This window comes from Colwellia demingiae (assembly GCF_007954275.1).
GTDB lineage: Bacteria > Pseudomonadota > Gammaproteobacteria > Enterobacterales > Alteromonadaceae > Colwellia > Colwellia demingiae.
This window is the reverse complement of sequence record NZ_VOLT01000006.1, coordinates 191445-206192: the sequence shown is the minus strand read 5'-3', so window position 1 is coordinate 206192 and position 14748 is coordinate 191445. Positions and strand designations below refer to the sequence as shown.

At 37.0% G+C, this 14748-nt stretch carries 13 protein-coding genes; 10 read left to right on the top strand and 3 right to left on the bottom strand.

What is annotated here, in order from left to right; all coding sequences use genetic code 11:
• Positions 1-8 precede the first annotated feature (8 nt).
• From ESZ36_RS13410 to ESZ36_RS13370, 9 genes are all read left to right on the top strand, one after another.
• Positions 9-410, top strand: coding sequence for an ExbD/TolR family protein (locus ESZ36_RS13410; RefSeq protein ID WP_011044506.1), 402 nt, complete (start codon positions 9-11; stop codon positions 408-410).
• Between the two features lie 3 nt (positions 411-413).
• Positions 414-1025 (top strand): energy transducer TonB, encoded by a 612-nt coding sequence (locus tag ESZ36_RS13405; protein WP_146788826.1) that lies wholly within the window; start codon positions 414-416, stop codon positions 1023-1025.
• Between the two features lie 5 nt (positions 1026-1030).
• The gene (locus ESZ36_RS13400; RefSeq protein WP_146788824.1) at positions 1031-2326 is read left to right on the top strand and encodes a tetratricopeptide repeat protein; all 1296 of its coding nucleotides are present in this window, start codon (positions 1031-1033) and stop codon (positions 2324-2326) included.
• 193 nt (positions 2327-2519) lie between these two features.
• Positions 2520-2945 carry an HvfA family oxazolone/thioamide-modified RiPP metallophore gene (locus tag ESZ36_RS13395; RefSeq protein ID WP_146788822.1) on the top strand — a complete coding sequence of 142 codons (426 nt, stop codon included), beginning with the start codon at positions 2520-2522 and terminating at the stop codon, positions 2943-2945.
• A 270-nt stretch (positions 2946-3215) separates the two neighbouring features.
• Positions 3216-3896, top strand: a complete 681-nt coding sequence (locus ESZ36_RS13390; protein WP_146788820.1) for a YehS family protein — start codon at positions 3216-3218, stop codon at positions 3894-3896.
• 154 nt (positions 3897-4050) lie between these two features.
• Complete coding sequence (locus ESZ36_RS13385) at positions 4051-4446, top strand: response regulator (RefSeq protein ID WP_146788819.1); 396 nt, start codon at positions 4051-4053, stop codon at positions 4444-4446.
• Between the two features lie 116 nt (positions 4447-4562).
• Positions 4563-5108 carry an adenine phosphoribosyltransferase gene (gene apt, locus ESZ36_RS13380; RefSeq protein WP_146788817.1) on the top strand — a complete coding sequence of 182 codons (546 nt, stop codon included), beginning with the start codon at positions 4563-4565 and terminating at the stop codon, positions 5106-5108.
• Positions 5109-5137: 29 nt separating this feature from the next.
• Positions 5138-7285 (top strand): DNA polymerase III subunit gamma/tau, encoded by a 2148-nt coding sequence (dnaX, locus tag ESZ36_RS13375; protein WP_146788815.1) that lies wholly within the window; start codon positions 5138-5140, stop codon positions 7283-7285.
• A 153-nt stretch (positions 7286-7438) separates the two neighbouring features.
• On the top strand, positions 7439-7765 hold the full coding sequence (locus tag ESZ36_RS13370; protein ID WP_011044496.1) for a YbaB/EbfC family nucleoid-associated protein: 327 nt from the start codon (positions 7439-7441) through the stop codon (positions 7763-7765).
• Between the two features lie 302 nt (positions 7766-8067).
• On the opposite strand, the gene ESZ36_RS13365 is transcribed toward ESZ36_RS13370, so the two are convergent.
• The 3 genes from ESZ36_RS13365 to bglX form a co-directional block, all read right to left on the bottom strand.
• Complete coding sequence (locus tag ESZ36_RS13365) at positions 8068-8370, bottom strand: hypothetical protein (RefSeq protein ID WP_146788813.1); 303 nt, start codon at positions 8368-8370, stop codon at positions 8068-8070.
• 209 nt (positions 8371-8579) lie between these two features.
• Positions 8580-10328 carry a glycoside hydrolase family 3 protein gene (locus tag ESZ36_RS13360; protein ID WP_238383554.1) on the bottom strand — a complete coding sequence of 583 codons (1749 nt, stop codon included), beginning with the start codon at positions 10326-10328 and terminating at the stop codon, positions 8580-8582.
• 75 nt (positions 10329-10403) lie between these two features.
• Complete coding sequence (bglX, locus tag ESZ36_RS13355; protein ID WP_146788809.1) at positions 10404-12626, bottom strand: beta-glucosidase BglX; 2223 nt, start codon at positions 12624-12626, stop codon at positions 10404-10406.
• A 381-nt stretch (positions 12627-13007) separates the two neighbouring features.
• Here bglX and ESZ36_RS13350 point away from each other — a divergent pair, with 381 nt between their 5' ends.
• Positions 13008-14522, top strand: a complete 1515-nt coding sequence (locus tag ESZ36_RS13350) for an MFS transporter (RefSeq protein ID WP_146788807.1) — start codon at positions 13008-13010, stop codon at positions 14520-14522.
• Positions 14523-14748: the final 226 nt, after the last annotated feature.

The following is a 14748-nucleotide window of genomic DNA, read 5'->3' as shown; positions in this document are numbered from 1 at the left end:
ATATATTCATGGCACGTAAACGTATTCGTGAAGACGAAGAAGCAGTAATTGATATGACACCGATGCTTGACATCGTGTTCATCATGCTGATCTTCTTCATCGTAACCACTTCTTTTGTAAAAGAAGCTGGTATTGAAGTAAATAAACCTAAAGCGGCTAATCAAACTAAGCAAAAAAATGCCAATATCTTTGTTGCAATCAAAGATAATGGTGAAATTTGGTTAGATAAAGGTCGAGTTGATATTGAGCGTGTTGGTGCAAGAATTGAAAAATTACTTGCTGAACAACCTACCGATGTTGTAATCATTCAAGCTGACAAAGATGCCAAACATGGTGTTGTTGTTAAAGTAATGGATGCAATTAAAGAGGCTGGTATAGATCGAATTTCTATCGCGGCTGCGAAGGGGTAAGATATGGTTCGCTTTTTAGTATCAATACTACTAGGCGTTGTAGTTACCTTTGGCTTATTTGCTTTTATGGCCTTTCTTGTTTCTAGCGGTGATAGAAACAAGGAAGAGCAACAAGAAAATATTATTGTAGAGGTAAATACTACTCCGCCAAAGTCTGCAGCAGAACAACGTCGACGTGTACCGCCGCCACCGCCTCCGCCGCCAAAAGCTCCACCGAAGCAACAAACACCGGAACCTGAAGCCAGCAATGATACTGGTGGTTTAAACTTCAACATGCCGGGTGTTCAAATGGCAGGTGCTTCAACTGGTTTGTCAGCTCCTGGAGCTGGTATGGGACGAGATGGCGATGCTACACCGATAGTTCGTATCGAACCTAAGTATCCGATTCAAGCTGCTCGAGATGGTAAAGAAGGTTATGTTATTCTTTCTTTTACTATCAACAAAATTGGTGGTGTTGAAGATGTTAAAGTACTTGAAGCTCAACCTAAGCGTGTGTTTGATAAAGAAGCCAAACGTGCACTTAGAAAGTGGAAGTACAAGCCGAAAGTTGTTGAAGGTAAACCTCTGAGACAACCAGGTTTAACGGTTCAACTTGACTTCAAAATGGGAGGTTAATAGTTATGTTTAATAAATTAGTGTTTAAAAATTTAAAACTTAAAAAATTATCGACTTCTCTTGTTGTGGTTGCCTCACTACTTGTTGCGCAAGCACCTTTTGCAAATTATGCAGAAGCTGCTGGTGCTGAGAAGGTTGAGAAGAAGAAGAAACGTCCTACGCAATTAGTTGGCCCACGTGTTGGTAAAAAAGTACAAAAAGCTTTTGAAGCTTATAGTGCTGATGATATCAAAGGTGCTCTAGTTATTTTGTTGGATATTGAAGCTTCAAAACCATATGACAAAGCTTATGTCTCTCGTATGGTTGCTATTATGTATGCAACGTTGGGTAACAATGATCAAAAAACTATTGAATATCTAAAGAAAGCCATAGAACCTGATCTTCTTAATGAAGTTGATCATAGCGACTCTTTAAAGTTATTGGGTGATATGCAGATGCAAACCAAAGACTATAAAGGCGCGCTAAAAAGTTTTTATGCTTGGATGGAATTCTCTGGTAAGAACGATGGTCCAACCTATGTGAAAATTGCAAATGCATACTACTCATTAAAGCAATTAGATAAGGTTATTGAGCCTGCGGATAAAGCTATTGCTGCTTTTGGTGATAAACCAAATCAGAACCCATACATCTTAAAAATTACTTCTTACTATGAACGTAAAATGTATAAAGAAGCTGTAACGGTTCTAGAAACAGTAATACAAGTTTTTCCAAAAAATAAGCAGTGGTGGACACAATTACCAATGTTTTACTTGCTGATTGAGGATTATGATAAAGCAGTTCAAACTCTTGATTTAGCATATAAACTTGGTCACTTGGATAAAGAAAGTCAAATTAAAACATTAGCGAGTTTATACTCTCAAACTGAAGCGCCTTATAAGGCTGCCCAGTTGTTAGAAAAATACATCGCTTCTGGTTTAGTTAAACGTGATGATAAAAATATCTCTACGTTAGCTAACGCTTGGCATTCTGCACAACATATCGATAAAGCGGCAGGTTATTATGGTGAATTAGCCAAAATGACTAGCAATGCGAAGCATTATCGCAAACAAGGTATGTTGTTAAAACAAGATGAGCAATTTTCTAAGGCAATTGTTGCTTTGAATAAGGCTATTGAACTTGGTGTTTCTAACCAAGGTCGTATTCAAATGAGTATTGCAGAATCATATTTCTATTTAGAGAAGAATAAGAAAGCATATGCGGCAATTCTAAAAGCCATGAAAGATCCTAGTGCACGTAAGTCTGCAAAGGGTTGGAAAAGCTTTATTGTTGATACAGCAAAACGCAAAAACGTCACTATTTAGTTATTACTAACTAAAATAAATGTTATAAAAAAGCCAGTTATCTTTAAAAGGGATAGCTGGCTTTTTATTGTATAAAATACAATACAGGTGAAATTTTTATTAACACTTGCAGGTCTATGTTAAAAGTCATATAACTAAATCTCAATAATAATGAGATCACTTCAAAATAAGCACAGATAAAAGGAAATAAATTATGAATATAGTTAAGAAATCAACAATTGCAATGGTAATGAGTTTACTTGCCTTCGGCCTTTTCACTAGTAATATTGCTAAAGCAGAGTCAAACCCATTTGCTTCAGGTGAGTTAGTCACTATCGTTACTGACCATAAAGATGGAAAATGTGGCGAAGGTAAATGTGGCGAAGGCAAAATGAAAGATGCCAAAAAAGCTAAATGTGGCGAAGGAAAATGTGGTGAAGGTAAAATGAAAGACGCCAAAAAAGCTAAATGCGGCGAAGGTAAATGTGGCGAAGGCAAAATGAAAGACGCCAAGAAAGCTAAATGTGGTGAAGGTAAATGTGGCGAAGGTAAAATGAAAGACGCCAAAAAAGGTAAATGTGGTGAAGGCAAATGTGGCGAAGGTAAGTCAAAAGAAAAAAGTAAAAAATGTGGTGGTTAATTAACCTCTCATGAATGAGCAATATTAAAAAATAAACGGGCAGTTGCCCGTTTTTTATTGCCCATGATTATCTAGATTTTACTCAGGTCGTTCTAAATAATAGGTTGATGTGCGCGGCTTAAAAGTAAATCCTACCGACGCTTATTGATAATTTCAAGAATATGAGAGGGTGAATGAGAGTGCCCTAGATAAGTATTTTAATAACATATAGGTTAGCCATTACCTTAGCGTGTATAATGGCGTAATTGTGCTTATGTATTGGATATTACCGTGAATAATAATGATGTTTTACGCAAGTTGCGTTATACCTTTAACTTTAATGATAAACAAATGGTAGCGATCTTTGCCTCAGCAGGTGAAGAAGTAAGTCGTGAGCAAGTCAGTCAGTGGCTGAAAAAAGATAATGATAGTGATTTTGTCGCCTTATTTGATACAAAATTAGCTGTATTTTTAAATGGCTTTATCAATGAAAAGCGTGGTAAAAAACCGGGTCCTATGGCAACACCTGAAAAGCGTTTATCAAATAATATCATTTTGACTAAACTCAAAATTGCACTAAACCTACAAGCTGAACAAATAATTGCATTATTAGAAAGTGTCGATTTTAGAATCAGTAAGCCAGAATTGAGTGCATTTTCACGTAAAGTTGACCATCAGCATTATCGTGAGTGTAAAGATCAAGTTTTACGAAACCTTTTACATGCTATAGATAAAACTTATCATGTTGAAAGAACAGGTAAAATAGTTAGCCCTACTACATCGGATCCTAAAGTTGCTGCAGGTAATTCAAAACCTAGTAATAATAAAAAGGATTTCGTTAAGAAGAAAGCTAATAAAGCAGCACCGGCATCGCCTTGGGTTGAAGGTGCAAGACCTAATGCAAGCAATGTTTATGTTAACCCAAATAGCACTGCTGGTTCTAAACGTCAAAAGCTTAAGCTGTCAAAGTAACTATCATGTTGGCATCTAAACAATACGTTTGTGCTAATTTGACGTTACATTACGATCATTTTGTTACGTAATATATCTACGTTAGCCCTATATACTCAAATAATTATAGGGTAACATTCGCGCCAAATTAGCTTTGAAAATTTAAAAATTGTATATGAATATATTAGTTGTTGATGATAATAAAACTGTTCAAGAAAAGCTTGCAGCGTTTATCATCTCACAAGGACACAATGTCGATTTAGCCATTAATGGTCTAGACGCATTAGGAAAAGCACAACAAGGAAACTATCAACTCTTTGTCATTGATCATTTAATGCCGTTGATGAATGGTTTACAGCTTACTAAAAACCTCAGGGCTAACCAGTTAACTTCGTCAGTCCCTGTGCTTTTTATGACCACACAAGGTTCTCACACACTTAAGGGCTTAGTTGAGTTTAGCCTTTTTGATAAAATAATTGATAAGCCAATTAATGAAGAACACTTCCTTACTATTTTATCTGAATTATCAGCTGTTCACTTTGAGAGCGATACACTGCAAGCTAATTTATAATTTTGCTTAACTAACCGTTTTATCGCTATAAAAAGTGGGGGAATTGTTTTATGCTCAGCATATCTATCTATTAACTTACTTTTAGAAACCGTATTCAATGGTTTTAACTCGTTATTATGAATAAAACACAGCAACAACAACTTATCAATGCGATCCATACTATTCCAGACTACCCTGTTAAAGGCATCATGTTTCGCGATGTGACTAGTTTATTAGAAGATGCAGAAGCTTTTAAACTGGTAATAGAACTTTTAGAAAATAAATATAAAGGTAAAGGCTTTACTAAAGTCGTTGGCACCGAAGCGCGTGGTTTCCTTTTTGGTGCACCTTTAGCGCTAGCCTTGAATATCGGTTTTATTCCAGTAAGAAAGCCGGGTAAACTACCTCGTCCTACCTACTCGCAAGCTTATCAGTTAGAGTATGGAGAAGATATTTTAGAAATTCATCAAGATGCATTAACCCCTGAAGATAATGTTTTAATTATTGATGATTTATTGGCAACAGGTGGCACCATTGAGGCGACTACTAAATTGATTCGCCGTTTAGGTGCACAAGTGCAAGAAGCTGGTTTCGTTATCTCCTTACCTGATCTAGGTGGAGAAAAATGTCTTGCAGAGATTAATATTACTCCTTATTCTTTGATACAATATCAAGGCGAATAGTTTATCCAAGAATCTAAAAGTAATTTAATATGAGTTATCAAGTCCTAGCAAGAAAATGGCGTCCAAAAAACTTCCAGCAATTGATGGGGCAAGAACATGTCGTCAATGTGCTTGCAAATGCTTTATCTCAAAAGCGTTTACATCATGCTTACCTTTTTACAGGTACGCGAGGTGTTGGTAAAACTACGATTGCACGGATTTTTGCTAAGAGCCTAAATTGCGAGCTTGGAATAACAGATAAACCCTGTGGAAAATGTGATGCCTGTATTGATATTGACCAAGGGCGTTTCGTTGATCTTTTGGAAATAGATGCAGCTTCTAAAACGAAAGTTGATGATACGCGTGAAATTCTAGATAACGTCCAATATGCACCCAGTAGAGGTAGATTTAAGGTTTACCTGATTGATGAGGTACATATGTTATCTCGTCATAGCTTTAATGCGTTACTAAAAACGTTAGAAGAGCCACCTGAGCATGTTAAATTTATTTTAGCGACTACAGATCCCCAAAAATTACCTATTACGGTATTGTCACGTTGCCTACAATTTCATTTAAAGGCGTTAACCGTCAAACAAATTGAAGATAAGCTTGCTGAAATATTATCTCAAGAACAAGTAAGCCACGAGCAAGGTTGTCTGACATTATTAGCTAAAGCCGCTCGCGGCAGTATGCGAGATTCATTAAGTTTAACCGACCAGGCTATTGCTCAAGGGCAAGGGAATATTAGCTTAACTAATATTCAACAGATGCTCGGTGGTATAGATCAAAACTGGGTTTATCAGCTGGTAATTACCTTACTAAAACAAGATAGCCAAGCGTTGATGGCTTTATCTCAAGAGATAGCCTCTTATGCGCCAAGTTATAGCCGTTTATTTGCCGAATTAATTCAACTATTTCATCAAATTGCTTTAATGCAAATAGTTGAGCAACCTTTTGATTTACCAGCAGACCTATTGGCTTTATTGAAAAAATTTAGTCAAGCTATGTCTGCTGAAGACGTTCAACTTTATTACCAGATAAGCCTTAATGGCCGTAAAGACTTACCGTACGCTTTTGATGAACAAGCTGCTTTTGATATGACGCTATTGCGACTATTTGCTTTTAAACCAATGCAAAAGTCACAGCTTGCCAATGAATCTATTATAAAAAATGGTGAGCAGACAACAGCGATTAGCTTCGATGATGATAACTTGTCAAAAACCACTGGAACCCTTTCAAATAATGCTGGCATAGCTAAAGCAGCTGTTACAGAGGCCGTTGTTGAGAGCTTAGCTGAAGTGGATATTAGTGACTCCGCTGCTGCTACGGAGAATACTCAACAAGCTGAGTTAAATGAGCAAATACTTGCCATTGAGCAACAAGCTAATGAACTTAAACAAAGTGAGAGTAAATCATTAAACCAAGCCCCAGCGCAGCAAATAACTCCTCAAGAAGTTAAAATATCAAAGCAAGCGCCAGTGGTGGAAAGTAATAAAGAACAGCAGTATACACCGCCGATTGTACCCAACGAGCAAGAAGGGCAGCTTAGTATCAATAGTCCGGTAGGCTCAGTACTCGCGACTCGAAATATGCTACGTAGCCGAAAAAAAGAGTTGGAGAAGCAAACAAAAAAGTCCAGTGACGCAGCTCTGCGTCAACCTAACAGGGCAGACAATAGTAAAGATAGAAGTAAGGACAGTGCTAACGCGACAGTTAAACCACAAGTACCATCAACTGAAAGCTTGGTAATTGCGCCTGAACCTGATTTACCGTTTCACCAAGATAGTATCGATCCCGCAAAAGTAACAAAAGCGAACCAAGTTGATAAATGGGCGCATATGATTGATTCAATGCAGCTTACTGGGCGTATTCGTCAATTAGCAATACATGCAACGATCAGTGAAAATTCTACTGATGATAATTTGATTCTTAAGTTAGATCAGGCAACTAGACATTTAAGTACTGAAATCGCTCATCAACATTTACAGAGCGCTATTTGTGAATTTTTAACGAGAGAAATCACGGTTACACTCGATATTGTGGAAGAAACGGTTGCCGACCCATACCAAATTCAATCGCAAATAAACGACAAACGTCTTGAGTACGCTACAACTTTATTAAAAGAAGATACCGTAGTAATTGCCTTGCAAGATACTTTTCAAGCAATTTTGAATGAAGAGAGTATTTCACCTCGCTAATGTTGAATGATAACTTTGAACGTTTCTTTTGGAACTGCCATTATTCTTTTAGAATAAATTCATTTCAAAACTTACAGTGTTTCAGGTAAAATACTTACATTGAGCATTTAAATATAATTTATAAACAGTCTACTTAGAAATATTGGAGAATAAATGATGAAAGGCGGAATGGGTAACTTAATGAAGCAAGCCCAACAAATGCAGGCTAAAATGGCTAAAGCGCAAGAAGAACTAGCGCAAATGGAAGTTGTTGGTGAAGCAGGCGCAGGTATGGTGAAAGTAACAATGACGGGTAGTCATAGTGTTCGTAAAGTTGAGCTTGATGACAGCTTAATGGAAGATGATAAAGACATGATTGAAGATTTACTAGCGGCTGCTGTAAATGATGCTGTACGTCGTGTTGAAGAGCAAAATAAAGATAAAATGGGCGCACTTACTGGCGGTATGCAATTACCACCAGGGATGAAAATGCCGTTTTAAATATAAATCCATTATATAACAGTGGTTTAATAGTTATTTAAAGCTAAAAAGTGGAAGAGGGGACAATATTAAGTTCATTTCAAAAGCTCTTTCTAACCCAATAAAAAAGCTCGAGAGGTTCTTGAGTTTTTTTGATGGAAAATCTGTAGTAACAATCTAATTATTTTAGTTGGCCGAGTTTATTAGTTATGTGATTAATATAATCTGGTTCGTCATCGTCAATCGATTCCCCCCGTATATTTTTTTATTAATCCTCTGTCTTTATACCCCATTTACTGTGCCAAAATTGTTTCCTGCCATTTTCATTGAACTTGGCTCAAAATAATAATTTCATATTGTTCAGCATCACTGAACAGTAGCTCTTTGCTGGATTTCAAGTTGATATGAATAAATTTTGCATTAAGAATAAAAAGAAATGCTGATTTCTTTGGTACATTTATTTTTTGAAATATTCTACTTGAGAGTACACTGGGATAATAAGGTGAAATAGGCATAGCAGAGCTATTTCTTACGTAATTATAAGAAATAATGTTACCTATCTCTTTAGAGATAAGCTCTCTCCCCATTCGTTTAGCAAAAAGATCTGCCATAGCTCTTACTGCCAATGTCCAGTTTTCCTTAGGCATTAAGCAGGTTGGTGGTACTTTGTGACATACTCCACAATATTGATTTACAATATCGGGATTATTGGCTTATTTTATTGGTGCTTTTGTACTTTTTTTGGCAATAGCGCTAACTTAAATAGAGTAAAAATAAAATTAGTGCTTTAGAGGTTGGCATTAAGTTGTCTCTGACAACGATCTTTTACTTGATTTTAATAATGTAATCCAAAACCTTGAGGGAATAGTGGCAAAGAGCTTGTTACGGTGTTTTTAGGCCAATCAAAGGATAGTTTACCTTGAAAATTAACATCTCCAAATATAACATCACTAATTCCTTGTCCTTCAGTACCAGGTAACCACGCGACAACAAATGCTGCTGACTCTTCAAGTTCTGAATTAATAATTAGTGTTCTACCCGATATTAAAATGACAACGACAGGTAATCCTTTATCAGTAAGTTCTTTAATTGTTGCATAATCTTCCGAGTGTAAGCTTTGTAATTCTATCGTGCTTCCATAAGGCTCTGAAACATTAATTTGACCATTTATTTGTGATCCTGCTTCTATAATAAGATTATCGTCATTTCTAATATCACCAAATCCTTCAGCGTAGGGGGTTTCACCAATGACTACAATAGCAACATCGTGATCATTTGCATTTACATGTTCAACTTGTTCTCTTAAAAACGCATTAGGTGCAATTTTTTTAATACCGTGCCATATCGATGTTGCTTGCTCAAACTCATCATTTCCTGAAACACCTTGCCAAGCTATTGTAAATCCACCACATTGATGACCAATGTTATTAGCATTTTTTCCTGTTACTAAAATACGTGCCGCTTTATCTAAAGGTAGTGTGTTTTGATGGTTTTTAAGTAAAACGAGTGATTTTCTAACTGCTTTACGTGCAACTTCTCTGTGCTCCATAGAGCCAAAGCTATTATCATTTGCCCATTTTCGTTTACTTGGTTTAGGGGCTTCAAGTAAGCCCATTGCGACTTTTACTGTAAGAATTCTACGTACAGCGTCATTAACTCTTGAAATTGATACTGTCCCTAATTCTACGTGGTTACTTAAGTATCGAATAAATTGTTTCCAGTTTTCTGAAACCAAAAACATATCAATGCCCGAATTTACGCCTTGTGCAATTGATAAGTAGAAATCGTCTGAAAGATAGTCAATGCCGTTCATGTCGGAGACGACAAAACCAGAGAACTTAAGCTGTTTTTTTAAAATATCAGTAAGTAGAAACTTATGGCCATGGCATTTGTCACCATTCCAGCTATTGAACGATGCCATGACCGTCATCACTCCCGAGTTAATCGCTGTGATGTATGGACTTATATGAGTTTTATTTAACACTTGCCACGAAATTTTGGCATCACCTTGATCAATACCGTAAGACGTTGCTCCGTCGCCAACCCAATGTTTTGCACAAGCGAGAATACCTTCGGTGTGTAGTTGATTTTGCAGTCCCGTAATAATGTTATTGACATATTTATTAGTTATATCGGGTGATTGTGAAAAACTTTCGTAAAACCGACCCCAATGCTGGTTTTTTGCAACCGCAAGATTTGGTGCAAAGGTCCAGTCAAGGCCACTGGCCAATACTTCTTTACGGGTAATGATGGCTATTTCTTTAATCAGTGCGGGATCGTTAGCAGCGCCTAAGCCGATATTATGAGGAAAAATAGTGGCTTGACAAAGGTTATTATGACCATGAATAGCATCTACCCCGAAAAGTAAGGGTATGCCATGATGACATGCATCTTTTACTGATGAGCTTTGCCAATAGCTGTCAGCCATTGTTAACCAATCTTTAAGTTTGTTTTCCCCAGGGGTAGAGCCCGCACCACACATAACTGAACCTAAATGAAACTTTTTTGCTTCTGCGGGCGTACAGCTTTGCCGTTCAGCTTGTGTCATTTGTCCAATTTTTTGTGCTAATGTCATATTTGACATTAGTTCATCCACTTTAGTTTTTATCACTAAGTTATTAAGTAATGAGTGCATATTATTTTTATATCCAGTAATTTCTCAATCTGTCACTTCAAATTCTGTTTTTAGCGTCGTGCTTGAATCCCCGCCGATCCAAACATGGAATAGTCCGGCTTCGGGTTTATATTCCATTTGTTGGTTATAAAACGCAAGTTCATCAGTGTGTAGTTTAAATGTGACTACCATGCTTTCACCTTTTCCTAAAGTGATTCGTTGAAAACCCTTAAGCTCTTTTATAGGGCGAGTTACATTACCAACAATATCTCTAATATAGAGTTGAACTACCTCTTCTGCATTATAATTACCAACATTGTTAATCGTTGCACTTACTTCAACAGCGCCCCCCATAGGAATCACTTTATTATTTAATTTGATCTTTGTATAACAAAATTGACTATAGGATAGGCCAAAGCCAAAAGGAAATAATGGAGAGAAATGAGTATCTAAATAGGTTGCAGTCATACCAAAGGAAGTTTGTGGCGCTCTCATTTTAATATTATCTATATTAATAAATTTTTCATCAATGGGGGGTCTGCCAGAATTTTTTTGTGCATAATAAAGTGGAATTTGACCAACCGTTCGAGGAAAGGTAACCGGTAATTTTCCTGACGGACTTTCTACCCCAAACAATAAATCAGTGATAGCAGGACCTGCCATTGTTCCTGGGTGCCATGCAAACAAAATGGCATCTACTTTTGAAATGATTTTTTCCAAAGTAATGGGCCTTCCAGCCATTATCACCAAAATAATAGGTGTCCCCGTTGCGTGGATTACATTAATCAGTTGTTCCTGAGCACCGGGTAAATCGATGCTCGACCGACAATGAGCTTCTCCCGATAAAATAGCTTCTTCACCTAAAAACATCAACGCTATATCTGCATTTATTGCTGTATCAATCGCTTCAGCGAAACCGTCGTGATGGTTGCAACGCGTGGTTTCCATCCCTACAGCATAGTTTATATTAAATGCGTTTTTGGCTACTTCTTTTAATGCATTCAAACACGTATGGCTTTGGTTTTCTTTACCATCAAAAGCCCACGTGCCCATTTGTTCATAACCATCATCTGCAAGAGGCCCTATTACCGCAAGGGTATTAATTGCCGATTTAGCTATGGGTAATATTTGATTATCATTTTTTAACAAGACACAACTTTTTATTACTGCTTCTTTAGCAATGCTTAGATGGTCTGTATTTAAACTATTTGATGGTTGATTTGGGGATGTAATGGCAGATTCAAAAAGCCCTAAGTTAAATTTCAGTGTGAGTATTCGTTTTACAACACTGTCAATTTTATCTAGGGAGATAACGTTATTATTCATTAAATGCTTCATGTGTTTCAAGTAACAATCACTGGCCATTTCCATGTCGATCCCCGCAGTACATGCTTTACCTGCAGCGTCATAATCATCGAAGGCAAATCCATGTATGACTAACTGTGGAACGGCTTCCCAATCACTGACTACAGGGCCAGAATAGTTCCATTCGTCGCGGAGTACAGTAGTTAAAAGCCAGTTGTTTCCTGTGACTGGTACACCATTTAAATCGCTGAAAGATGCCATAAATGTGGCAACTCCGGATTCGGCTATCGCTTTAAATGGGGGGAGATAAACGTTGCGTAGCTCGTTTTCTGGAATATTAGTTGTGTTGTAATCTTTTCCACCTTCACTTGCTCCGTAGCCTGCAAAATGTTTAGCACAAGCAGCAATTGAATTTGTGTCTGATAAACTGTCACCCTGAAACCCTTTTACCATTGAGTTTGCAAGGGTCTTACATAAATATGGGTCTTCTCCTAGACTTTCAGCAATTCTCCCCCAACGAGGATCTCGAGCAATATCGATCATGGGTGCAAAGGTCCAGTTTATACCACTATTTGAAGACTCTATTGCAGCAATCTTAGCGCACCGTTCAACAATTTTTGGCGACCATGTTGCGGCTTGAGCAAGTGGTATGGGAAAAATGGTGTTAAAGCCATGAATCACATCTCGACCAATTAATAATGGTATGCCTAGTGGTGATTCTTGTATAGCAATCCGTTGTAACTCGTTAATTGTGTCAAGGTCCACTTCATTAAGAATAGAACCTACATGTCCAGCTATGACCGCCTTGCGCATGTTTTTTGACACAATACATCCATCTCCAGAAAGTTGACTCATTTGGCCAATTTTCTCTTCGATAGTCATTCTCGATAGCAGTGTAAGTACTTCAGATTCTACATCCGAAAAATTTAACTCATGAACTTGTTGACACGATTTTGATAGCATTTACTTCCCTTAAATTTATTTGTTGGATTGCGTTGTTACGGATGAAAATATTATTCCGTATGTAAGTATGTTAGGAGAAGCTATATACCTACATTATTACTAATAATTCAGGATACAAGTTAAATACGACAAGGTGGACTTATCAGTAGATTATCTGGACTTTAAAAAGATTTTTTAGGGATAGTGGCGTTACGTTTCTAGGTGTTCATATTTGTATTAAATAGCATTATTGACCATTTCACCGTTTTTTGAAGGTCATCTCATCGTTTTAGTATTGAGTATTTTTCTTATCTATATAATGTGTTTTTTGTTCAATTATGCTCGGAGAACAAGGTGTAATTTTAGCATAGCACTCATAAAAATTAATATTGGAATAAAAATATGGCCCATACTGTAGAAACAAGTGATAGAGATAAGATTCCGTTTGTTCAAAAATTCATATATGGCTTAGGGGCATTTGTTAATAATTTATTGGGTGCTGCGATTGGCGGTATGCTTATTGTCTTGAATCTTGGTTTAGGGATGAACCCTGTTTTGGTAGGTCTTATTGGTGCCTTGCCTAGATTAACTGATGCGATAACAGATCCTTTAATGGGCTATATTTCTGACCACACTAAATCAAAATGGGGTCGTCGCAGGCCTTATATTTTCTTTGGCGCTATAGCAGCTGCAGTCATTTTTGCTTTACTGTGGCAACTTCCCCGAGATCAAAGTGAAAATTTTTATTTTTGGTTCTTTTTGATTGGTTCAATCATTTTTTATTTAGCTTATACCGTATTTGCAACACCTTGGGTAGCTTTGGGATATGAGTTAACGCCTGATTATCATGAACGAACTAGGCTCATGGCGGTACAAAATTTCATGGGACAAATGGCTTGGTTAGTGGCTCCTTGGTTCCTATGGTTTATGCAAAATGATATATTATTTGAAGATATGATTGAAGGAGCAGGGTGGTTAGCTATTATTATTGGCGTTTTTACTGTCTGTGTTGGGATTTTACCCGCTATATTTTTGAAAGAACGTTCAAAACATCAAGAAGAAAAAACAAACAAAGAAAGTTTGAATGTCAGCTCAAGTGATAAAAATGAAGCTAACGAAGAATTCCCAGCTGGCTTCAAGGACTTTATCAAGGGCTTTTTAACAACCATTAAATTTAAGCCATTTCTTTATTTATGCGCTGCAACCTTTCTAGTATTTAACGGTTTTATGTTGGTCTCTTCGTTTCAAACTTACGTCATTATTTATTATGTTTTTGGTGGTGATCAATCATTAGGTGCTGAATTTGCTGGCTGGGCTGGAACGGTGTCAGCAATATCAACATTTTGTGTTATTTTTCTTGTCACCAAACTATCTACCATAATGGGAAAACGTAATGCCTTCTTTTTCTCGACAGGTGTTTCTATTATTGGTTATGCACTTAAATGGGTTTGCTATACACCAGAAAGTCCGATGTTGTTGTTAATCCCTTCAATTTTTATTGCTTTTGGTCTAGGTGGATTGTTCACCTTAATGGGATCTATGGTTGCAGATGTATGTGATCTTGATGAATTGAATACCAAACAAAGACGAGAGGGAATGTTTGGCTCAATTTATTGGTGGGTTGTAAAACTCGGAATGGCTGTAGCACTCGCTGCAGGTGGTTTTCTACTCAATGCGACAGGATTTGATGTTGCATTAGCAGGCCAACAGTCAGCAGACACTATTTTCTTCATGCGTTTATGCGATGTGATTATCCCGATAATAACCTCGTTAATCGCTATTTGGATGATAATGGCTTATCCATTAACTGAAGATAAAGCGCGTGAAGTGCGAGAAGCTCTAGAAGCTCGACGTGGAAAAATGACCGTCGATGATGACGAACCTATACAGAACGTTGAATTAAATACTTCATCGTAAAGCTTCTTATATAATGCATACTCAAAGTCACTTGGGTATGCAGTTATAACAATCACACTAACTATACCCGTTACCAATCAAAGTGCAGGATTTCAGTGGGAATTAAAATGACTTTAGGCAAGGAAGATAATTTAAGCATAGTCACTATATGCTTTGATTATTTAACGACGTATAAAGTTATTTTAAGCCCATCATGTTGCTCAAGCACTCTGAAACATGCATCTTG